This is a genomic window from Enterobacter sp. MG-EB028 (assembly GCF_056673305.1).
Genome location: NZ_CP195079.1, coordinates 4,525,806 through 4,547,748 on the forward strand (window position 1 = coordinate 4,525,806; position 21,943 = coordinate 4,547,748).

A 21,943-nucleotide genomic window follows, 5' to 3' on the forward strand; every position below is an offset into this window, starting at 1 on the left:
CCGGGCTATGAATAATAGCCCGGAACGCAAGGATGTTTTATGTTAAGGAAACGCTACCTGACGCTGCTGGCCTTGCTCCTGGGCTCTTGTTTGTCACACGCCAGTGTGACCTTATCGAATACGCGAGTGGTATATAATGCCGACAAGAAAGAGAGCAATATTAATGTCAGAAACAATACTGCCAGCCCTTTCCTGGTACAAAGCTGGGTACAAGGCAATGATACACAGGGTACCAAAGCCCCGTTTATTGTGACGCCACCGCTATTTCGTCTTGATGGAGGTAAAGCCAACGCACTACGTATTATCTATAACGGCGCCGCGTTGCCGCAGGATCGTGAATCGCTTTTCTGGCTCAACGTAAAATCGATCCCGTCCTCTTCAAGAGAGGATGTCAACAAACTCCAGATAGCGGTAAATACCCGAATCAAATTATTTTATCGCCCGGCGAATTTAGCAGATGAAACGAGGGACATTGGCAAGAATGTCCAGTGGTCTGTTAAAAATAATGAACTAATCGTACGCAATAATTCGTCTTATTACATTTCATTTGCGGAGGTGATGATCAATAACAAAAAATGGTCAGAGATTGATATGCTGGCACCTAAAAGCAGTAAAAAAATTACTGTGAATAACGCGCAACTAAAAAACAACGCAACCGTACAATGGAAATATATCAATGATTATGGCGGCAACAGCCAGTTAATCACACAAAAAATAGAATAACAATTTTAAAACAATAACCTCGCAGGGGTATTTTTCATGACTATATTTTGGGGCATTCGTCCAGCGCTTTGCTTTGCCTGGATATTACCCAGCGCACTATACGCCAGTGATTATTTCGACCCGGCCTTTCTGGAAACAGGCGGCGCGCCGCGTACCGCTGTCGACCTTTCTCTCTTTGAGAATAAAGATAGCCAGACACCCGGCGTTTATCGCGTTGACCTCTTTCTTAACAATAAAATGATCGACACGCGCGATATTACGTTTCGACTCGAAGAGAACGCGCAGCATAAAAATATTCTCGCTCCGTGCCTTAGCAGGGAGACGCTTCAGTCGTTTGGCGTAAAAACGGCTGCCTTCCCGCTGCTGCAGGATGATACTCAGGGCTGCGCAAAACTGGCGGCGATCCCGCACGCGAGCAGCGAGTTTGACTTCAGCGAGCAGGCGTTAAGACTTAGCATTCCCCAGGCGGCCCTGGACAGCCAGGCTCACGGATACATCGATCCCGCGCGTCGGGAGCAGGGAATTCCGGGCCTGACGCTCAGCTACAACTACAGCGGCGCCAGCTGGACCTCGAATAACGGGACGGGAACCGATAGCCAGTACCTTAGCCTGCGTCCGGGTCTGAACGTTGGCCCATGGCGTTTACGCAATTTTTCGACCTGGAGCAATAGCCAGGGGCAAGCCGGTCGCTGGGAATCGGTCTATACCTATTTACAGCGCGATATCAGCGCCCTGAATAGCCAGCTGATTGTCGGGGATAATAGTTCAACCTCTGACGTCTTCGACAGCACCCCATTTCGCGGCGTGCAGCTCTATTCCGACGAACAGATGCTTCCGGGAAGCATGCGGGGCTATGCCCCCGTAATCCGCGGTATCGCCCGTACTAATGCCCAGATCACCATTTATCAGAATGGCTACAGCATTTATCAAAGCTATGTCCCGCCCGGCGAATTTGTCATCAACGATCTTTACCTCGGCAGCAGCGGCGAGCTGAAAGTGGTTGTGAAAGAGGCAGATGGCAGCGAGCAAGTCTCTTTAGTGCCTTACGCGTCGTTAGCGGTTATGCAGCGGGAAGGACAATATAAATATGAAGTCATTAGCGGCACCTATCGTTCCAGCAGCAGCGATGCTGAGAATGCGCCGTTTTCGCAAGGGAGCCTGATTTACGGTCTTCCATGGGAAACCTCGATATACGGTGGCATGCAGGCCGCCAGTCAATACCAGTCCCTGCTCTTTGGCATGGGAAAAAACATGGGTGATTTTGGCGCACTGTCATTTGATATTACCCAGGCCTGGGCAACCACGAAGCATGCAGAGAAAAACCGGGGGCAGTCGCTACGCCTTCGCTATAACAAAAACCTGCTCTCTACCGGCACTAACGTTGCGATTGCGGGCTATCGCTACTCAACGTCCGATTACTACACGCTGGGTGAAACGCTGAGCAGCTACCACTCGCAGCACTCCATCCCGGAGCGACGTCGCAGCCGTACAGAACTGACGCTAAACCAAAACCTGGGAGAAAACCTCGGCTATCTCTCCTCCATGCTGGTCAGCGAGGATTACCACACCAGCAAAAAACGCACGACCTCTGCCTCGCTGGGCTATGGCAATAGCTGGAACGGTATCAGCTATAGCCTGAACTACAGCCACTATCTGAACGTAACAAAAGAGGATAACCAGCGTCGCTATAACCAGGACAATCTGTTCAGCCTGAGCGTGAGCGTTCCTCTGGACAAATGGCTCCGCTCTGCACGTGCCGGTTACTCATTTTCCGCAGCAGATAACCGCTCGCCTGGCCACAGCGTTTCCCTGAGCGGCAGCGCCCTTGAGGACAATAACCTGAACTGGAGCGTACAGCAGAACATCAACCCAGGCAGCCAGGCAAACAGCAGCGATGCATCGCTTAGCTATAGCGGACGCTATGCGCAGGTTGGCGCCGGGTATGGCTATAGCCGGGACGCACAGCGGCTGAATTATAACCTGCGAGGCGGCGTGCTGGTTCACCCGCATGGCGTCACGCTGGCGCAGTCGCTGGGTGAAACGGTCGCTCTGGTTGAAGCGCCGGATGCCGCAGGTGTCAGCGTCCGTAACCACGCTGGCGTGCGTACCGACTCCTGGGGATATGCCGTGGTGCCGTACCTGGCCCCTTATCAGGAGAGCACAATCCAGCTGAGACCCGACACGCTGCCAGATGATGTTGAGCTGGAAAGCAATAGCCATAAAGTCGTTCCCACCCGGGGAGCCATCGTTCGGGCACGTTTTACCACCGCTGTGGGTAAACGCCTGATGATGACCCTGAAAGATGCGCAGGGTAAACCCGTTCCATTCGGCGCCGTTGTTTCTCAAAACACCACCAGCAGCATTGTGGGTGATGAAGGCAGCGTATTCCTCACAGGGATGGCGGAAAAAGGAACGTTAGACGTGAGCTGGGGTAAGAAACCCAATCAGCGTTGCCAGGTTAACTATCAGCTTTCTGGCCAGGAACCCACGATTAGCGGAATTGTGCAGTTAACACAGATCTGCAAAAAACCCGTTAATGATGTAAGGAATTAATCATGAAAAAATTAGCGTTACTCGTGTGCCTGGCAGCAGGCGGATTGATGGGATCGCCTGCCTTTGCTGCTATTCCGGGCAGTTGCTGGCCAATTGGCGGAGCAACCGTTTTTCCGATTAGCAAAAATCTCACTGCCGAACATATACCAGGGTCTGTACAGGAGGGATGGGATAATAATCAAAACTTTTCGGGCATATGCTTCTGTAAAAACTCGTCCGATAAAGAAAGTGTCTTCTTTAAATTTACCAGTGACGTGCTGAAATCGGGAAGTGGTAAACGTAATGGCGAGTTTATTTACTATCCATTCGATGAAGAGAAAGGTATTAATATCGGCTTTAGGATAGACATTGGTGGTACTATCCAAAATCAAGCGACTGTTGATTTGCAAAATCTTTCAGGGGTAGATAATCAAAACATAACGAATCTCGACTGTGACGATGTTAATGAAGAACATCCGTTTAAAACGGGTTCTAGCGGGACGGTTTCAGTAGAGTTAACCAAGAAGATCACAGGCCATCATGTATACCCTGCACAAGAGCTACTTACAGTTTACGCCCGAAAAAAATCAGGTGATTTCGATCCCACTAAACCATTTGTGAAACTCAGCTTTGAAATGAGTATTACTATCCCGCCAAATTGTACGATTAATGGCGGAGAACCCATTAACATCCCGTTTGGTGATATTCCAGCAAATGAATTTACGCCTGAAGCCAACAGTAAGCAAAAAAGCATTCCGCTCAACGTAACCTGTGATGACGAAGCGGATGTCAGCAAGGCGAATATTAAATTTCGCACCTCCGATTTTAATGACGCTGGTTTTATCAGAACCCGTAACAAAGAAGGAGGGGATCGCAACGATTTAGGGATAAAACTTGAACACAACGGTAATAAAATTGATGGCAGCAGTTCGGCCATTCCGACACAGGAGGGTAATGTCACTATTGTAGCTACGCCCGTGCAACAAGGAGAAAAATCTCCAGAACCGGGGAAATTTGAAGCCACATCAACGCTGGATTTCGAGTTCAAATAAAGAAAAAACTTAATCCACTAAAGAAAGGTCTTATTTCACTGCAACTCATAGCGCTATAGAAATGAGTTGCCGGGTATTTAAAAATGGATTTGTATAAGGATATATAGCATGAAACTAAAAAGTAAAACGCGCATAGCATTTTGCATTGCGGCCTTATTAGGTACAGGCTTCACGGCATCTCAGGCCATCGCCAGCGATATTGAGCCCTACTCAGCGCCTTTCGCCATCAAGGGTGAAAAGAGTAATGACTATTTCGGTATGACAATGACCACTATCGGTAAGTTTTCCGATAAGGACAACGGCACACATATCGCGGGCGAAGATATTGTGATCACGGCCCCCTGGGGGGATGGCGCGAAAGGGATTGCCTACGTTATTTTCGGAACTTCCGGCGGTAAAACCATGCAGGAAGTGAACAACGTAGGTGAATTCGATCCGCAAAACGCGCTTAAAATCTTCCACAGCAATAAAGCGAATAAGCCCGGCTCAGTGACGACAAAATGGATGGGCGTTGCGGTACGCAAAATTGGTGATATTAACGGTGATGGATATGACGATTTAGTTATCGCCTCCCACTGGCATGATCAGGTCTATATTATCTGGGGCGGGCCGCATCACCGTACAGGCGCGCGTCTTTCTAATCAGATTGACCTCAATGATATCGACAACGGCGACGCTCGCCTGGGTATTCGCATCCGTACGGTGAATTCTTCAGGCAATGCGAATACCGGCGGCTGGTTTGGCGCCGCGGTAGGCCCAATTAAATATAAAAATTCTGCAGTGGCTAACAAGATGGTCGATCTCGCTATCGGCGATATCGAAGGCACTGGCGGACGCGGCGGCGCGGTCATTATCTACGGCGCCCAAAAGCCAGGCGACCAGTGGCAGAATATCGATATTAAGCGCAACAACCTGGGCGACTGGGAGATCCCTGCCGCAACCGGCGCCTATATTCGTCCGCAGATGACCGCCACCAACGGTCCGGAGAAACCGCTTAACTACAACCTTGGACAGCAGATCAGCGATGTCGGGGATATTAACGGCGACGGCTTCAGTGATTATCTGATCGTCGACCCGGAATCCGTCAATGAAGGCCGTAAATCCGAAAACAGCGGCACTGATGGGCGCGGTACGGCTTATCTTGTCTACGGCAGCAGCTTCAACCAGGGGAATCTCGACATTGCCTCGTTAAACGCGACGCAGGCAACCCGCATTCACGGTATGGGGGCAGCTTTCCTTGGCGGTCAGTCCGGCGGAGGTGAAGGGAGTAACGATCATAGCGCCTATACGCAGGATAAGCCCAATAACGGCACCATTACGCCGTTAGGTAACTTCCTGAGTACACATTATAACGCTTTTGCGATTAGCGCCCCTGCCGACATGGGTATCGATAAAAAACGTTCCGGGCTGGTCTGGATTATCAAAGGTAAGACCGACGGCAGTAAGCTGCCATCATCCCTGTTCCTTGATGCGGCGCACACCCGGCTGAACTACAACAAAAAATTTAGCGTACGAGATGGCTATGCTATCTACGCCGACAGGCCTGGCAGCAAGCTGGCAGGGTTCGGGAACAGCATTCTCGGTAATGTGGACTTGAACGGTGACGGTAAGAAGGATCTGGTGATTGGCGATCCGAATGCGCTGAACTCCAGCGGCACTCAGGTCGGCGCCGTGTATGTGATCAACGGCGGTAAAAGCCTGGATGATTACGCTGATGATGAAGGCATGATCGATATTAATACGCTGGTGAGTGAAGGTGTTGCGAAAGTCTACTGGGGTAAAAATCAGTATGAAAAATTCGGTGCCTCCATTGCGGCCGGGAACTTCAATGGCTTCACTCAGGACAGTCTCGCCATTGGTTCTTACCGTGATAACAGCTGGACGGGTAAAGTCACCTTCCGCATTGCGGATTACATCATCCCGGATTAATTCTTACATCATCTGAATGGAGCAACACTGCCGGGGAGGAGACTCCCCGGCAATTTATTGCGCGTTTTGCAGCGCCTGCGCGCACGCCCAGGCGCTCGACCACGCCCACTGGAAATTATATCCGCCGAGCCAGCCGGTAACGTCCATCACTTCGCCGATAAAGTAGAGCCCCGGTACGTTACGCGCTTCCATCGTGCGTGAAGAAAGCTCATTCGTGTCAACGCCGCCCAGCGTCACTTCCGCCGTGCGATACCCCTCGGTGCCGTTTGGCTGAACGCGCCAGTTCGTTAGCGTATCCACCAACGCTTCCTGCTCGCGGCTGTTAAGCTGCTTGAGCGACACGTCCGGGATCTGCCCCAGCACCTGCAAACATTCAACCAGACGTTTTGGCAGCTGCATCGCCAGGGTGTTTTTCAGGCTCTGATTCGGGTGCGCGGTACGCTGCTCGTTAAGGAACGCGTCGAGATCGCAGTCCGGGAGCAGGTTAACCGTGACGAATTCCCCCGGCTGCCAGTAGCTGGAGATTTGCAGTACCGCCGGGCCGGAGAGACCGCGGTGGGTAAAGAGCAGGTTTTCGCGGAATACCGTCCCGTCTTCTGCAGTAATGACTGAAGGTACAGAGACGCCGGAAAGCGTCTGAAGCTGCTCCAGCAGCGGCTTATGCAGCGTGAACGGCACCAGCCCGGCGCGGGTTGGCAGAACCTTCAGGCCAAACTGTTCGGCGATTTTATAGCCGAACGGTGACGCGCCCAGCCCCGGCATCGACAGACCGCCGCTGGCGATGACCAGGTTATCGGCGCTGACGGTGTCACCGTTCAGCTGCAGCGTGTACCCCTGCTCGTCGCGAGCCACCTCCAGCACTTCCGTGCGCAGGCGCATCACCACGCCGCCCTTCTCGCACTCGGCCACCAGCATATCGACAATCTGCTGCGCGGAGTCGTCGCAGAACAGCTGCCCCAGGGTCTTTTCATGCCACGCGATGCCGTGCTTACCCACCAGGTCGATAAAGTCCCACTGGGTATATCGCGCCAGCGCAGATTTGCAAAAATGACGGTTCTGGCTCAAATAGGCCGCGGGTTCGACATAAAGATTGGTGAAGTTGCAGCGCCCGCCGCCCGACATCAGGATTTTGCGGCCTGGCTTTTTTCCGTTGTCCAGCAACAGTACGCGACGACCCGCCTGTCCGGCCATCGCCGCACAAAACATACCCGCCGCACCGGCGCCAATTACCACGGCATCAAACCTTTCCACGTCAAAACCCTCTTCGTTAACTGCCGCGGATTGTAAAGTTTCCTCTGTGGTCACACCAGCGTAAAAAGATATTACAAAGCCATTCCATTGAAATTTAACGATTATCCTTTCAGGCACTTTTCTCAAATCAGGTGGTATGTCAAAAAAAGTCTATATTTCACTTTGCCCGTTGCGCATTTGTCCTGGATAATGCGCCGCGTTCATGTCCTCAAAATGGCGTAACGTCCTATGCTACATTTGTTTGCCGGCCTGGATTTACATACCGGGCTTTTACTATTGCTTGCTCTGGTTTTTGTACTGTTTTACGAAGCGATCAACGGCTTCCACGACACTGCAAACGCAGTAGCAACGGTTATCTACACTCGCGCAATGCGATCGCAGCTTGCGGTCGTTATGGCGGCGGTATTTAACTTTTTTGGTGTCCTCCTGGGCGGACTGAGCGTTGCGTATGCCATCGTGCATATGCTGCCAACGGATCTGCTGCTTAACGTGAGTTCCGGTCATGGCCTTGCCATGGTGTTCTCAATGCTGCTTGCTGCCATTATCTGGAACCTCGGTACCTGGTATTTCGGCCTGCCTGCATCCAGCTCTCACACCCTCATCGGCGCGATTATCGGTATCGGGTTAACCAACGCCCTGATGACCGGGACATCGGTTGTTGATGCACTGAACCTGCCTAAAGTACTGGGTATTTTCGGCTCTCTGATCATCTCCCCTATCGTGGGCCTGGTGGTTGCGGGTGGATTGATTTTCATCCTGCGTCGCTACTGGAGCAACACGAAGAAACGCGCGCGTATCCACCTGACGCCAGCTGAGCGTGAGAAGAAAGACGGCAAGAAAAAGCCGCCGTTCTGGACGCGTATCGCCCTGATCATTTCCGCTATCGGCGTGGCCTTCTCTCATGGCGCGAACGACGGGCAGAAAGGCATTGGTCTGGTGATGCTGGTTCTGATCGGCGTCGCACCGGCGGGCTTCGTGGTGAACATGAACGCTTCTGGTTACGAAATCACCCGTACCCGTGATGCGGTCAACAACGTTGAGACCTATTTCCAGCAACACCCTGAGCTGCTGAAAAAAGCGACCGGCGTTGATCAGCTGATCCCTTCCCCGGAATCAGGTGCGACGACGGCACCGGGCGAATTCCACTGCCATCCGGCTAACGCGATTAACGCGCTGGAACGCGCCAAGGGCATGCTGGGTAATATCGAAAGCTACGACAAACTGGCCGTTGAACAGCGTGGTCAACTGCGTCGTATCATGCTCTGCATCTCTGACGTGACCGATAAAGTCGCGAAGCTGCCAGAGGTGAATGCTGACGACAAACGTCTGCTGAAGAAACTGAAAAGCGACATGCTCAACACCATCGAGTACGCGCCTATCTGGATCATCATGGCCGTCGCGCTGGCACTGGGTATTGGTACAATGATTGGCTGGCGTCGTGTAGCGACCACCATCGGCGAGAAGATCGGTAAGAAAGGCATGACCTATGCGCAGGGTATGTCCGCGCAGATGACGGCGGCGGTATCTATCGGTCTGGCGAGCTATACCGGTATGCCGGTATCCACCACTCACGTACTCTCCTCGTCCGTGGCAGGTACCATGATTGTTGACGGCGGCGGTCTGCAGCGCAAAACCGTGACCAACATTCTGATGGCCTGGGTGTTCACCCTTCCGGCGTCCATCCTGCTGTCTGGCGGTCTGTACTGGATTTCGTTGAAGCTGATTTAATCGCTTGAAGGCGACAAAAAAGCGGGTCAGGAAACTGGCCCGCTTTTTTTATGCTCAGTGCCAAATCATCAATGCAATCATACTGACCACGACCAGCCCGCACAGGGCGCTGGTCAAAATGAACTGACGACGCAGACGCTCGCAGCGACGGATAAACTCTTCATCGTGATGATCGCGGTAGCGCTGGTAGTAGATATACCCGACCAGACGCATCTGCTTGCTGGGCTGTCCATGCGAGGTGAAGAACCCTCCACCGTCCACATACTGATACAGCAACGGATCGCAACCACGAAGTACCACTAACAGCGCACGTAACGATGAGAAGTAGCGCGCCATATTCACTATGCAAACTACGCATAACGCCCAAAACAATGCGACGGTGCTAATCATACATCCTCCCCGGCGTCCGCCCACGAAGCAAGGCTCCTGAGCTACCGCACCCCAATGCCCTGACAGACAGTTCAGTGAAAGAATGACCAAAAGTCGATCCGGTTCGCGTTTTAATATCCGAACGGCTCATTAAATAGTGTAGGAGATCCGTTAATTTTTTTGCCACAAGGTTAATCGTTATCAACACCAAAGCTTGAAAAATATGTTTAACTGGGCCGTAATGAAAGTATCAGACGACGGCATTCTCATTTAGTCATCGATAACTTAAGGAAGGAGTAACACTATGGCTTACAAACACATTCTCATCGCGGTAGACCTCTCTCCGGAGAGCAAAGTGCTGGTTGATAAAGCAGTATCCATGGCACGTCCCTACAACGCGAAAGTCTCCCTGATTCACGTTGATGTGAATTACTCCGACCTCTACACCGGTCTGATCGACGTAAATCTCGGCGATATGCAGAAACGCATCTCCGAAGAGACTCACCATGCCCTGAGCGAACTGTCCACCAACGCGGGCTATCCAATCACCGAAACCCTGAGCGGCAGCGGCGACCTGGGCCAGGTACTGGTTGATGCGATTAAGAAATACGATATGGATCTGGTGGTATGCGGACACCATCAGGACTTCTGGAGCAAGCTGATGTCTTCCGCGCGCCAGCTGATTAACACCGTTCACGTGGATATGCTGATTGTTCCACTGCGTGACGAAGAAGACGAGTAAGTAAGGCACAAACCTTAGCTTACCCCTCACCCTAACCCTCTCCCCATAGGGGAGAGGGAACGATCGAGCCCCTCGCCCCTATGGGGAGAGGGGTTGGGGTGAGGGGACATAAATATCAAACCGGTGTCCTTTAGTGGTCACCGCGTTGGTCGTGGCAACGTCCGCCAGCGGCGGCGCGTAGTCCGGACGCTTCACCACCACCCGCTTCGTCGCGAGCTGACGAGCCGGCTCCAGCAGGCCATCTGCGTCTAAATCCGGCCCCACCAGCGACTGAAACACCCGCATCTCTTTCTTCACCAGCGCGCTTTTCTGCTTATGCGGGAACATAGGGTCGAGATAGACCACCTGCGGGCGCGGGGTGATATCGGTCAGCGCCGTCAGGCTTGAAGCGTGGATAAGCTGCAAGCGCTCCTGCAGCCACGGGCCGATTTCCGGGTCTGCGTAGCCTCGCGCTAGCCCGTCGTCGAGCAGCGCGGCCACCACCGGATTGCGCTCCAGCATGCGCACATGACAGCCCACCGACGCCAGCACAAAGGCATCACGCCCCAGCCCCGCCGTGGCGTCCACCACGTCCGGGAGATAGCTTCCTTTAATGCCGACCGCTTTGGCCACCGCTTCGCCGCGACCGCCGCCGAACTTGCGCCGGTGCGCCATCGCCCCGCCAACGAAGTCGACAAAAATCCCGCCGAGCTTCGGTTCGTCGCGCTTGCGTAATTCGAGATGCGCTGTCGTCATCACCAGCGCCATCAGGTTCTCTTCGTCGTGCTCCAGCCCCCAGCGGGCCGCCAGAACGGATAAGGCGCCGTCTCCGGCGCCCGTTTCATCAACTAAGCAGATCTTCACGTAACAATCAGCCTTTGATCCCGTAATGTTCAAGCATCGCATCCAGCTGCGGCTCGCGGCCGCGGAAGCGTTTGAACAGCACCATTGGCTCTTCAGACCCGCCACGGGTCAGGATGTTGTCGAGGAACGACTGGCCGGTTTCGCGGTTGAAGATCCCCTCTTCTTCGAAGCGAGAGAAGGCATCCGCCGCCAGCACGTCGGCCCACAGGTAGCTGTAGTAGCCCGCCGCGTAGCCGCCCGCGAAGATGTGGCTGAACGCGTGCGGGAAGCGGCCCCAGGTTGGCCCTGGAATAACGGCAACCTGCTTTTTAATCTCGGCCAGGGTTTCAAGGATTTTCGCGCCCTGCTCCGGGCTAAACTCCGCGTGCAGGCGGAAGTCGAACAGGCCGAACTCCAGCTGACGCAGGATGAACATTGCCGCCTGGTAGTTTTTCGCCGCCAGCATTTTATCCAGCAGCGCTTTCGGCAGCGGTTCGCCGGTTTCATAGTGACCGGAGATAAACGCCAGCGCGTCCGGCTCCCAGCACCAGTTTTCCATAAACTGGCTTGGCAGCTCGACCGCATCCCACGGCACGCCGCTGATGCCGGCAACGCCTGCGGTTTCGATGCGGGTCAGCATATGGTGCAGGCCGTGACCGAACTCGTGGAACAGGGTAATCACTTCGTCGTGAGTGAACAGCGCAGGCTTGCCGTTCACCGGACGGTTGAAGTTACAGGTCAGGTAGGCGACCGGCTTCTGCAGGGAGCCGTCGGCTTTACGCATCTGGCCCACGCAGTCGTCCATCCACGCCCCGCCGCGCTTGTTTTCACGCGCGTAGAGGTCAAGGTAGAAGCTGCCGCGCAGCTCGTTTTTCTCGTCATACAGCTCGAAGAAGCGCACGTCCGGGTGCCATACGTCGATATCAGTACGCTCTTTGGCGGTGATGCCATAGATGCGTTTCACCACTTCGAACAGGCCGTTAACGGCTTTGTTTTCCGGGAAGTACGGGCGCAGCTGCTCGTCGCTGATGCTGTAGAGGTGCTGCTTCTGTTTTTCGCTGTAGTAAGCGATATCCCACGGCTGCAGCTCGTCTACGCCGAACTCCGCTTTCGCGAAGGCGCGCAGCTGGGCCAGCTCTTTCTCACCCTGAGGACGGGCGCGTTTCGCCAGATCGGTCAGGAAGTCGAGTACCTGCTGCGGGTTCTCCGCCATTTTGGTGGCGAGGGATTTATCGGCGTAGCTGTCGAAGCCGAGCAGCTGGGCCAGCTCGTGGCGCAGGGCGAGGATCTCCGCCATCACCGGGCTGTTATCCCACTTACCGGCATTCGGCCCCTGATCGGAGGCGCGTGTGCTGTACGCGCGATACATCTCTTCGCGCAGGGCCTGGTTGTCGCAGTAGGTCATCACCGGCAGATAGCTTGGGATATCCAGCGTTAACAGGAAACCTTCCTGCTCTTTCGCTTCGGCCTGGGCTTTTGCCGCCGCCAGCGCGCTTTCCGGCATACCGGCCAGTTCCGCTTCGTCGGTAATCAGCTTTGTCCAGCCCATGGTGGCGTCGAGGACGTTGTTGCTGTACTGGTTGCCCAGCTCGGACAGGCGCGCGGCGATTTCACCGTAGCGAACCTGTTTCTCTTTTGGCAGACCGATACCGGACAGCTCAAAATCACGCAGGGCGTTATCGACGGATTTTTTCTGCGCCGTGTTCAGTTCAGCATAGTGGTCGCCGTCGCGCAGGTCGCGGTAGGCTTTGTACAGCCCTTCGTGCTGACCAACCCAGGTGCTGTACTCAGAGAGCAGCGGCAGGGTTTGTTCGTAAGCTTCGCGCAGTTCCGGGCTGTTTTTAACCGAGTTCAGGTGGCTCACCGGGGAGAAGATGCGCCCCAGCACGTCGTCCACTTCGGCCAGCGGCTGACACAGATTTTCCCAGGTGTACGGCCCGCCCTGCGCAACCACGCTTTCTACCGCCGCACGGCAGTTTTCCAGCGACCGGGTAACGGCTGGAACAACATGCTCAGGGAGGATTTTAGAAAACGGCGGCAACGAAAAAGGCGTCAGTAATGGATTGGTCATAAACGCTGTCCTGTTGAAATAGGTGAATGAAGCGCGCATCCGGCGCTGTGCATATTGTTCAGTAATGGGGTTAAGTGTAGAGGATTTCAATAGCCGCGCTTACCGGGCCTACGGGTAATCTGTGCCGTTCTGCTGTAAACTGTGGCAAATCGTCAATTCAGCGGAATATCAATACCCATGCTCAGTTATCGCCACAGCTTCCACGCAGGCAACCACGCCGACGTCCTTAAACACACCGTTCAGAGCCTGATCATCGAATCGCTCAAAGAGAAAGAGAAGCCGTTTCTCTATCTGGACACCCACGCGGGCGCGGGCCGTTACCAGCTGAGCGGCGAACATGCTGAGCGTACCGGTGAATATCTGGAAGGGATTGCCCGCATCTGGCAGCAGGACGATCTGCCTGCCGAGCTGGAGCCGTACATCGGCGTGGTCAATCACTTCAACCGCAACGGACAGCTTCGCTACTACCCGGGCTCGCCGCTGATTGCCCGCCAGCTGCTGCGCGAGCAGGACAGCCTCCAGCTGACCGAGCTGCATCCGAGCGACTTCCCGCTGCTGCGTTCTGAATTCCAGAAAGACAGCCGCGCCCGCGTGGAAAAATCCGACGGCTACCAGCAGCTGAAAGCCAGGCTGCCGCCGGTTTCGCGCCGCGGCCTGGTGCTGATAGACCCGCCGTACGAAATCAAAACCGACTATCAGGCGGTGGTGACCGGCATCCATGAAGGCTACAAACGCTTCGCCACCGGGACCTACGCCCTGTGGTACCCGGTGGTGCTGCGCGCGCAGATCAAGCGCATGATCAAAGATCTGGAGGCGACCGGCATCCGCAAAATCCTGCAGATTGAGCTGGCGGTACGCCCGGACAGCGACCAGCGCGGCATGACCGCCTCCGGGATGATTGTGATCAACCCGCCGTGGAAGCTCGAAGCGCAGATGAACAACGTGCTGCCGTGGCTGCATAAAACGCTGGTGCCAGCGGGTACAGGCCACGCCACCGTCAGCTGGATCGTGCCGGAGTAATCGCAGCCATCGGTGGAAACTATTGATTTCAGGTATACAATCGCGGCAATTCACGATTAAGGACAAAAGCTATGACTAAGCATTATGACTACATCGCAATCGGCGGCGGCAGCGGCGGCATCGCCTCCATCAACCGCGCGGCCATGTACGGCCAGAAGTGTGCGCTGATTGAAGCCAAAGCGCTGGGCGGCACCTGCGTGAACGTGGGTTGTGTACCGAAGAAAGTGATGTGGCACGCGGCGCAAATCCGTGAAGCTATCCATATGTACGGCCCGGACTACGGCTTTGACACCACCATCAACCACTTCGACTGGGACAAGCTGATCGCCAGCCGTACCGCCTACATCGACCGTATTCACACCTCATACGACAACGTGCTGGGTAAAAATAACGTTGACGTGATCCACGGCTTTGCCCGCTTTGTGGACGCGAAAACGATCGAAGTGAACGGCGAGACGATCACCGCCGATCACATCCTGATCGCCACCGGCGGCCGTCCGAGCCACCCGAACATTCCGGGCGCTGAATACGGCATCGACTCCGACGGTTTCTTCGAGCTGCCTGCCCTGCCAAAACGCGTTGCCGTTGTTGGCGCGGGGTACATCGCGGTGGAACTGGCCGGCGTGATTAACGGCCTGGGCGCAGAAGCGCACCTGTTCGTGCGTAAGCACGCGCCGCTGCGCAGCTTTGACCCGCTGATTGTCGATACCCTGGTTGAAGTGATGAACACCGAAGGCCCGACCCTGCACACTAATGCCGTGCCAAAAGCGGTGGTGAAAAACGCGGACGGCAGCCTGACGCTTGAGCTGGAAGATGGCCGCAGCCAGACCGTTGATTGCCTGATCTGGGCGATTGGTCGTGAACCGGCGAACGACAGCTTCAACCTGGCTGTAACGGGCGTGAAAACCAACGATAAAGGCTACATCGTCGTCGATAAGTTCCAGAATACCAGCGTGCCGGGCATTTACGCGGTCGGCGATAACACCGGTGCCGTTGAGCTGACGCCGGTAGCTGTTGCGGCGGGCCGTCGTCTCTCCGAGCGCCTGTTTAACAACAAGCCGGACGAGCATCTGGACTACAGCAATATCCCGACCGTGGTCTTCAGCCACCCGCCAATCGGCACCGTCGGCTTAACCGAGCCTCAGGCGCGCGAGCAGTATGGCGACGACCAGGTGAAAGTGTATAAATCGGCGTTCACCGCAATGTATACCGCGGTTACCTCCCACCGCCAGCCGTGCCGCATGAAGCTGGTCTGCGTGGGCCCGGAAGAGAAGATTGTCGGCATCCACGGCATCGGTTTCGGCATGGACGAGATCCTGCAGGGCTTTGCGGTGGCGCTGAAGATGGGCGCAACCAAAAAAGACTTCGACAATACCGTGGCGATCCACCCGACGGCGGCGGAAGAGTTTGTGACGATGCGCTAACCAGAGCGTTACAGGATGGCACTACGCCATTTTTTCCTGTATCGCTTTTTTGACATCACGGACAAATGCCGCAACCTGCGGCATTTTTTCTGCCCAGTCCACGGTGACCAACCCGAGATACTCTGCACGCGCCTCCTCCAGCAGTTTCGCATGAGCTTCGGGCAATTGCGGCCGCAGCCAGGCTGCGGCCTCGTCTTTAGCCGCGATCTTACCCGTCTCAACGCTATACCCGATACGCGCCAGCGTCAGGAGGATGTGTCTTTCATCACCCTTAAGATCGTCAGCCCTGCTCCACAGCGTCAGAGTCTGACGAAAGGTCTCCAGCAGATCGTTTTCAGGCACAGCCTCGAATAACTCGCAGGCCGCTTTTCCCCGCAGAGGGAGACTGTTCTGACGCGCTTTGGTCAGTAAAATCGCCAGATCGGGGTCAGGCTGCGCCGGTTCGTATTTCCCGTTTGTAATATCATCCCGTAGCCATTCTCCAAACTGCAGTTCCCGCACGGGCGGAAAGTGCCATGGCACAATCTGCGACCAGACTACGACCGTTACTTCCAGCGCCCGGTAAATCTCCGACGTGCCGGGCCAGGCCGAAATCGCCAGCAGCTTCTGCATCAAGGTATGGCGTTGTTCATCCCGCAGCGGCGAACGTACCGTGACCAGCAGGTCGATATCGCTCAGCGGCTTCAGGCCGCCGTCCATCGCCGAACCGTATAAGTGAATTGCCATCAGCTTGCTTCCGAGAACGCTTTCGATGAGCGCGCAGGCGCTCTGTAGCTGTTTTTGTGCGCAGGGGGGCTCGTTCATCCTACCTCTTCGTCTGACGATAGCTGCTGATTAAACCGGGTTATCTCTTCCAGCACGCGGTTGACCAGAAGGTCAATCTCTTGCCAGGGTCGATCGTCGTTACAGGCCGTTTCCAGCTGTTCACAGGCTTGCTGCAAAGATGTCATGCTCATCATCCTTGCGCCACCATTGATACGGTGCGCCATACGGCCAACCTTATCGCGATTTTTCTGTGCGAGCCACTGCGTCAACTGGCTGGCATCCTGTCTGTTCACCTCCACCATTTCGGCCTGCAGCGCCCGCGTGGCATCGCTCTCCAGGGCAGGCTTCGCGCTGCTGCCGGCAAAATAACGATCCAGCAGCGTCTGGAGTTTTTCCGCCGTCAGCGGTTTCTCCAGATATTCATTCATACCAGCATCGATACAGCGCGCTGCCGTTTCTGCGCCGCTCATCGCCGTCAGGCCGAATATCGGGACAGGCGGATGACCATAAAGCTGTTCGGTATGACGGATCTGCTGCGCCAGCTCATAGCCGTCCATCTCCGGCATCGTGCAGTCGGTAATAATCACATCGTAGCGGCCAGGATTTTGCTGCCACATCGACAGCGCTTCCGCCCCCTGTGTCGCCAGCGAAACCCGGTGCCCCCAGGACTCCAGCCGCTGCCGCAGCGCACGGCGTGCTGGCGGATAGTCGTCGACCCCAAGAATATGCAGGCTGCGCATATGTTCGACAGGCGGAGGGGTTAGCACTTTGCTGGCGGCAGGCACCGCGTTGAAGTGAAGGCTCACCACGCAGCCCTCATGCGGTTCACTGTCGATACGTACCTCCGCACCGGCGGCATGGGCCATATACAGGCAGGCCGGTAAACTGAACCCGGTGTCGGTCCACTCTGATTTCAGCGTCACGTGGTGCGCTCGTCTGGCAATGTCCTCAATCAGGTGCTCGTCAATGCCCTCGCCCCGATCGCACACTTCGATGACCAGCGGGATCGTCGTGGCATTCGGCTCTTTGCTGCCCTCATACACTTCAACGTCAATATCCTGACCATTCGAATGCTTGATGGCGTTACGCAGCAGGCTGGAGAGGATGCGAATAATCAGCAGCGGATCGGTGGTAAAACGCTCGACAGAGAGCTCGATCAGCACGTTCAGGGTGATCCCTTTCGCTTCAGCCTGCTGCCGGTAAAGCGCCACGGTACTGTGGATTAACTGGGGCAGATGCGTGCTGCGCATCGTTCCGTTCAGCTGCGGGTTATCTGCACGGAAGACGTCAAACATATCGCCGATCAGCGAAAGCAGGTTGAGGGAGGATTCCCAAATCAGATTCAGGTTTTCATTATGCTCATGCCGCGCATCGAGCGCCTGAAGCTCCATCTCCAGCAGGCCGGTGATGACGCTGAGCGGGGTGCGCACTTCATGCCCCATGCTCTGCATAAAGGCATTCTTGCTGCCTATCGCCTGCTCCAGATTACTTTTGGTCTCAGAGAGCTGAGCAATCAGCAGCTCTTTTTCAGTGACATCCAGCCAGCCGCCAATCAGACCACCAATTTCACCCTGGCTGTCGTGCCACGGCACAATCCAGCCCTGCAGGTAGCGCGTCTGGTTGTTTATCGTAAAACTGTCAGCCCAGTTCTGCGGTTGCCCATCCTGTAACGCCTGCTGGTATTTCGCCTCCAGGTTCGCCAGCACCGCCGGTTCTACCATGTCGATCGCGGTTACTGGCTGCCCCTGGAAGGCATCGCCCGGCTGGCCGATGGTATCTGCCCAGGCCTGGTTGTAGCGCAGCAGATGGCCGTTACGATCGCGAACGTAGAGCGCCACGGGCGAGGCGTCGATCAGCGCCTGGGTAAAACGTAACTGTTCGGTAAGCTGGCGCTGCAAGACATTGCCACGGCGCAGCGCGGCGCGCAGATACTGTATCCATAACCAACACCCTGTCACCACCAGCAGAAGCAGCACGCCCCAGACCAGAGAATTGAGTAATGAACTTTGCGCCCAGGTTTCGCTATTGTCGATGGCCGCTTGTCGCCAGTCACCCGCCAGCTGCATCAGTGCCTGTGGCTGCATATCTGCCAGCGCTTTATTGAGAATATTAACTGGCTGGCTGGTCTCGGTTTGCGCGGCAATGACGACATCGATGAGGGGGACAGGCACCGTGACGGCCAGATGAAAACGGGTGGGATGATGGCGCGTCACCAGGTAGTTGGCGATAAACTGCGGCGCGATCACACCGCGCACTTCGCCTTTTTTCAACCGCGCCAGCGCGTCGTCCATGTGGGTCAACGACACCAGTTTGATTGTAGGATACCAGGTTTCCAGCCAGGGGCGCAGCGGATCGTCGGCCATAATCGCCAGCTTTTCACCCTTCAGCTGGGCAAAATCGTCCGGTCGTTTGATCGTCTGATCCATCACCACCACGGCCGGCGTGGTGAGCAACGGCGAGGACATCGCCATGGCCGCGGACGTTTTTTGCGACACGTCAGCCAACTGCCTGAGCACCAGCGCATCCGGGTTATTCTGCTTTAACGCGTTGAGTTCGTCGTCGCTACCGGCGGTCAATATCGTGAAGTGAATATCATACTGCTCGCTAAATTGGTTGAGCAGATCAACCACCAGACCCGCTGGCGTGCCATCCTCCAGAAACGAGAGCGGGCGCTGGCGACTATCCAGAATCACCTGGATCTGGCTATGCTCACGCAGCCAGTTCTCCTCCTCCCGATCCAGCGCCAGCGGATTGGCGGTAATGACGAAGCTCCGGTTAAGCCCCCAACTGGTGGTAATACGCAAACGGCTGGCTAAGGGGATATGTTTGAAGACCGCGTCGATGGCTTCCACCAGTTGCGGCAGCTGGCGATCTACACCAAAACTCATGTTCAGATTGGGCAGCGCCGGGCTGTAGCGCCAGCGTATCCCCTGAGCCTGATGATACTGGGTAAGGTACTCCGCACTGGCCCGGTTAATCCACAGGGCATCTATCTGCTTAAACGCCAGCGCGCTGACGGCTGAAGGATACCAGGACTGGAAACGGAGCGTACTGCCGGGATAGTGGCGACGCAGCGCCGGGCTGGCGTTGGTATCAGTCATCAAACCTAATGTCTTTGGGCTCTCTTCAGGCGCGTCATCGGCTCGCTCGCGAGTGGTCATTAAGACCGACTTATCCAGCAGCCATGGCGGCGTGGTCACCAGTTCGGCGTTTGGCCACAGCTCCGGGTTCCACATCGCCACCATCTGAATTTCATGGCGACGCAGCGCCTGGAAAGCATCACGACTCTGGTTGTAATAGTGGAGTTTGACGTTGACCTTCAGGCTATCTTCCAGCAGCGCTAGATAATCGGCCGCAATCCCGCTGAAAAGTCCGTGCCCCATGCCTTCGCTGAGAGGAGGATGCGGCGGCCCCCAGACGCCCACGTGAAGCGTCTGATTGTGTTTCAGCCATTGCTGCACGTCACCACTAAACTGGACATGCGGCGCATTGACCTGCACGCGGCGTTGCAGGGTCAGTTCCTGGGCCTGAATCTGCCCGATACTGCAAAGCAGCATAAAAAGGCTAATTAACCGGGCGGTGATAAAACGCATCGTTGGAGTCGTTCCCTGAAAAGTGAGGGCTGGAAATCAGCAGGCTGGCACAGCGTTAATTTTAGCAACCGCGCTTCGTTCTGCATTGTCTGGATAACCGCCATAATTTGCAGGAATTTTAGCAATAGGTGGGCAAGTCGGGATTAAGGTCGGTCTTGTTTTTAAAAACTATCGTCAGCGGATTTTTATAAGACCGGACTTATTGTCCCCTCCCCTGCTGGAAGGTAAAAACGCAGCAGATTTGCTATGCGTAAACAGGTTCCACAAAAAATGAATAACACGTTAACTGCCCACGGCGAAAACACTGCCGATGCCCATAAAGAGATGGCGACTGACGATCAATTTCCTGCACTGGTCGAAATCGCGCTCGGCGATATTTTCATTCAGGGGGAAGAGCGTCTTTTTATCGACGACGTTAATCAGCAGCTACTGATAAAAGGCCCTCCCGGGCAGCGGGTCAATCTGTCCGATCTGCTTCCTGCAGAATCAGAGCCAGGAGAATGGATGAAAGCCAGAGGCTCCGTTACCGTGAACGGCGTGCAATATGAGGTTTATCACCATTCGGGTATTGAGACGGAGCTACTGGTCCAGACAGGACTAGACGTTGCGCCTCAGACGTAATCAGGTTGCGTAATAACCTCAACCTGCACCTCGCCCGCGCGAAAACCGTCAGCAAGGAAGAATGGGATAGGCAATCGCCACTGCCCATCACGCACCAACGCCGTATAGCGATAGCTCCCCCCCTCAATCCGTAATACGACAGCCTGCTTTTCACCGCTGGCTTTCTCGCTCGGCCCCGCCAGCACGGTAAACCCGGCGTTGCTGCCCACGTGGAAGTGCTCAGTCTGCCAGCGAACAGGCGGATGTGCAGGCCACGGTTGAGCATGGTGAAAGGCGAAGATCTCATCATGATTCAAAATGCTCTGCCGGACCGTAGGCCAGATCGCCACTTTGAGGAAATACTGGTCGGTGAAACGGGCGCTTCCCCGGTAGCTCGCCACAAACTGACGCATCATTCCTTCCACGTCTGGGATCGCGCCGCCACAGCCGCCCCACATCCCTGCCAGCAACAGCTCGGTATGGGTGAAATAGTCGCGCATATGGTGGAAATAAAACGGCGAGCGCAGCCAGTCTTCCACGCAAACCTGTTCCCGTTCAGAGAGCAGAGAGTCAGCGTCACGCACTAAAAAACGCTCGACCTGCGGGTCATCCATCACCAGAAAACGCCACAGCGTGGGATAGATGCGCTTTTCCTGGCTCATATCCACCAGCGCGGCACCCGCCTGCGCCAGCCGCTGCCAGACGTGCTGGGGCACGGAGTCATCCAGATACACGCGACAGCGCCAGCCGGGAAACAACTCTGCGGCGGCCTCAATGTTTTTAATTAAGGTTTCGCAGTAGCGCGGCAGATCGCCATACAGACTGAACGCGATAATGTTTTTTTCCGGGCAATCCGCCTGAAAAGGTGGCGGTGGTGTCTGGGGCAGCGGCCAGGCGGTTCCCTGACGAAAACGCTGGTCAGAGAGGGTCAATGACTCCAGACCATACGCGCGCATTTCATCCGTTTTGCCCATATGGCCGCACAGTTCCGCCAGGCCATCGAGCCAGGTTTCAGACGCTTCATGACGACGGGGCGACTGATAAATCTTGCGGTAGACTTTGTACGCCTTGTCATGTTTTCCCTCACGCATCAGGCTAAGGGCGTAATCGCTCTGTACCGACATATTATGCGGCAGAACGGCCAGCGCTTTTTCGCAGCAGCGCGAGGCCGTTGCATAATCCGTCACGGCCATTGCATGACGGTACTGCTCCGCCAGGGCAGCAAATGTCTGACGCATTGCTTCTTGTTTTGCAGCAGATGAATGAGGTTGAAGGGATCGACGCATTGTCCAGGCTCAAAATCAAATAATCGTGCGTATGAT

16 protein-coding genes are annotated in these 21,943 nt (G+C 55.3%); 9 read left to right on the forward strand and 7 right to left on the reverse strand.

Features of this window, described 5'->3' with window-relative positions; genetic code table 11:
- The first annotated feature begins 39 nt into the window (after nucleotides 1–39).
- From ACR42C_RS21565 to ACR42C_RS21580, 4 genes are all read left to right on the forward strand, one after another.
- A complete protein-coding gene (locus tag ACR42C_RS21565) occupies nucleotides 40–723 on the forward strand; it encodes a fimbrial biogenesis chaperone (protein WP_479984540.1) in 684 nt (227 codons plus the stop codon).
- Nucleotides 724–759: 36 nt separating this feature from the next.
- Nucleotides 760–3,276 (forward strand): fimbria/pilus outer membrane usher protein, encoded by a 2,517-nt coding sequence (locus ACR42C_RS21570; protein WP_479984541.1) that lies wholly within the window; start codon nucleotides 760–762, stop codon nucleotides 3,274–3,276.
- A 2-nt stretch (nucleotides 3,277–3,278) separates the two neighbouring features.
- Entirely contained in the window at nucleotides 3,279–4,307 is a 1,029-nt protein-coding gene (locus ACR42C_RS21575; RefSeq protein ID WP_163330617.1) for a fimbrial protein, read from the forward strand.
- A gap of 108 nt (nucleotides 4,308–4,415) precedes the next feature.
- Nucleotides 4,416–6,236 carry an integrin alpha gene (locus ACR42C_RS21580; protein ID WP_116342800.1) on the forward strand — a complete coding sequence of 607 codons (1,821 nt, stop codon included), beginning with the start codon at nucleotides 4,416–4,418 and terminating at the stop codon, nucleotides 6,234–6,236.
- A gap of 54 nt (nucleotides 6,237–6,290) precedes the next feature.
- Here ACR42C_RS21580 and ACR42C_RS21585 read toward each other — a convergent pair whose 3' ends face one another.
- On the reverse strand, nucleotides 6,291–7,487 hold the full coding sequence (locus tag ACR42C_RS21585) for a BaiN/RdsA family NAD(P)/FAD-dependent oxidoreductase (protein ID WP_479984542.1): 1,197 nt from the start codon (nucleotides 7,485–7,487) through the stop codon (nucleotides 6,291–6,293).
- A gap of 228 nt (nucleotides 7,488–7,715) precedes the next feature.
- Here ACR42C_RS21585 and pitA point away from each other — a divergent pair, with 228 nt between their 5' ends.
- A complete protein-coding gene (gene pitA, locus ACR42C_RS21590) occupies nucleotides 7,716–9,215 on the forward strand; it encodes an inorganic phosphate transporter PitA (protein WP_116342802.1) in 1,500 nt (499 codons plus the stop codon).
- A 54-nt stretch (nucleotides 9,216–9,269) separates the two neighbouring features.
- Here pitA and uspB read toward each other — a convergent pair whose 3' ends face one another.
- Complete coding sequence (gene uspB / locus ACR42C_RS21595; protein ID WP_003861224.1) at nucleotides 9,270–9,605, reverse strand: universal stress protein UspB; 336 nt, start codon at nucleotides 9,603–9,605, stop codon at nucleotides 9,270–9,272.
- Between the two features lie 283 nt (nucleotides 9,606–9,888).
- Between uspB and uspA the strand changes: the two genes are divergently transcribed.
- Nucleotides 9,889–10,326, forward strand: coding sequence for a universal stress protein UspA (uspA, locus tag ACR42C_RS21600; RefSeq protein WP_003861223.1), 438 nt, complete (start codon nucleotides 9,889–9,891; stop codon nucleotides 10,324–10,326).
- Between the two features lie 78 nt (nucleotides 10,327–10,404).
- Here uspA and rsmJ read toward each other — a convergent pair whose 3' ends face one another.
- Complete coding sequence (rsmJ, locus tag ACR42C_RS21605; protein WP_316380220.1) at nucleotides 10,405–11,169, reverse strand: 16S rRNA (guanine(1516)-N(2))-methyltransferase RsmJ; 765 nt, start codon at nucleotides 11,167–11,169, stop codon at nucleotides 10,405–10,407.
- Between the two features lie 7 nt (nucleotides 11,170–11,176).
- Nucleotides 11,177–13,219 (reverse strand): oligopeptidase A, encoded by a 2,043-nt coding sequence (gene prlC, locus ACR42C_RS21610; protein ID WP_479984543.1) that lies wholly within the window; start codon nucleotides 13,217–13,219, stop codon nucleotides 11,177–11,179.
- A gap of 177 nt (nucleotides 13,220–13,396) precedes the next feature.
- Between prlC and ACR42C_RS21615 the strand changes: the two genes are divergently transcribed.
- Nucleotides 13,397–14,239 carry a 23S rRNA (adenine(2030)-N(6))-methyltransferase RlmJ gene (locus ACR42C_RS21615; RefSeq protein ID WP_109846188.1) on the forward strand — a complete coding sequence of 281 codons (843 nt, stop codon included), beginning with the start codon at nucleotides 13,397–13,399 and terminating at the stop codon, nucleotides 14,237–14,239.
- 71 nt (nucleotides 14,240–14,310) lie between these two features.
- Nucleotides 14,311–15,663, forward strand: coding sequence for a glutathione-disulfide reductase (gorA, locus tag ACR42C_RS21620; RefSeq protein ID WP_116342808.1), 1,353 nt, complete (start codon nucleotides 14,311–14,313; stop codon nucleotides 15,661–15,663).
- Between the two features lie 21 nt (nucleotides 15,664–15,684).
- On the opposite strand, the gene ACR42C_RS21625 is transcribed toward gorA, so the two are convergent.
- Both ACR42C_RS21625 and ACR42C_RS21630 read right to left on the reverse strand, forming a co-directional pair.
- Nucleotides 15,685–16,467, reverse strand: coding sequence for an aminoglycoside adenylyltransferase family protein (locus ACR42C_RS21625; RefSeq protein WP_479984544.1), 783 nt, complete (start codon nucleotides 16,465–16,467; stop codon nucleotides 15,685–15,687).
- Complete coding sequence (locus ACR42C_RS21630) at nucleotides 16,464–20,021, reverse strand: response regulator (RefSeq protein ID WP_479984545.1); 3,558 nt, start codon at nucleotides 20,019–20,021, stop codon at nucleotides 16,464–16,466. The genes ACR42C_RS21625 and ACR42C_RS21630 overlap by 4 nt, the downstream gene beginning before the upstream one ends.
- Nucleotides 20,022–20,267: 246 nt before the next feature.
- Here ACR42C_RS21630 and ACR42C_RS21635 point away from each other — a divergent pair, with 246 nt between their 5' ends.
- Nucleotides 20,268–20,642 carry a Biofilm associated protein A gene (locus tag ACR42C_RS21635; RefSeq protein ID WP_243865752.1) on the forward strand — a complete coding sequence of 125 codons (375 nt, stop codon included), beginning with the start codon at nucleotides 20,268–20,270 and terminating at the stop codon, nucleotides 20,640–20,642.
- Here the strand turns inward: ACR42C_RS21635 and ACR42C_RS21640 are convergent.
- Entirely contained in the window at nucleotides 20,633–21,859 is a 1,227-nt protein-coding gene (locus ACR42C_RS21640) for a tetratricopeptide repeat protein (RefSeq protein ID WP_479984546.1), read from the reverse strand. The genes ACR42C_RS21635 and ACR42C_RS21640 overlap by 10 nt on opposite strands.
- Between the last annotated feature and the right edge of the window lie 84 nt (nucleotides 21,860–21,943).

What these genes read in the sequence shown, in the direction of transcription:
- ACR42C_RS21565 (WP_479984540.1), top strand. Translation starts at nt 40, where the DNA reads ATGTTAAGGAAACGCTACCTGACGCTGCTGGCCTTGCTCCTGGGCTCT.
- ACR42C_RS21570 (WP_479984541.1), top strand. Translation starts at nt 760, where the DNA reads ATGACTATATTTTGGGGCATTCGTCCAGCGCTTTGCTTTGCCTGGATA.
- ACR42C_RS21575 (WP_163330617.1), top strand. Translation starts at nt 3,279, where the DNA reads ATGAAAAAATTAGCGTTACTCGTGTGCCTGGCAGCAGGCGGATTGATG.
- ACR42C_RS21580 (WP_116342800.1), top strand. Translation starts at nt 4,416, where the DNA reads ATGAAACTAAAAAGTAAAACGCGCATAGCATTTTGCATTGCGGCCTTA.
- pitA (WP_116342802.1), top strand. Translation starts at nt 7,716, where the DNA reads ATGCTACATTTGTTTGCCGGCCTGGATTTACATACCGGGCTTTTACTA.
- uspB (WP_003861224.1), bottom strand. Translation starts at nt 9,605, where the DNA reads ATGATTAGCACCGTCGCATTGTTTTGGGCGTTATGCGTAGTTTGCATA.
- uspA (WP_003861223.1), top strand. Translation starts at nt 9,889, where the DNA reads ATGGCTTACAAACACATTCTCATCGCGGTAGACCTCTCTCCGGAGAGC.
- prlC (WP_479984543.1), bottom strand. Translation starts at nt 13,219, where the DNA reads ATGACCAATCCATTACTGACGCCTTTTTCGTTGCCGCCGTTTTCTAAA.
- ACR42C_RS21615 (WP_109846188.1), top strand. Translation starts at nt 13,397, where the DNA reads ATGCTCAGTTATCGCCACAGCTTCCACGCAGGCAACCACGCCGACGTC.
- gorA (WP_116342808.1), top strand. Translation starts at nt 14,311, where the DNA reads ATGACTAAGCATTATGACTACATCGCAATCGGCGGCGGCAGCGGCGGC.
- ACR42C_RS21625 (WP_479984544.1), bottom strand. Translation starts at nt 16,467, where the DNA reads ATGAACGAGCCCCCCTGCGCACAAAAACAGCTACAGAGCGCCTGCGCG.
- ACR42C_RS21630 (WP_479984545.1), bottom strand. Translation starts at nt 20,021, where the DNA reads ATGCGTTTTATCACCGCCCGGTTAATTAGCCTTTTTATGCTGCTTTGC.
- ACR42C_RS21635 (WP_243865752.1), top strand. Translation starts at nt 20,268, where the DNA reads ATGCGTAAACAGGTTCCACAAAAAATGAATAACACGTTAACTGCCCAC.
- ACR42C_RS21640 (WP_479984546.1), bottom strand. Translation starts at nt 21,859, where the DNA reads ATGCGTCAGACATTTGCTGCCCTGGCGGAGCAGTACCGTCATGCAATG.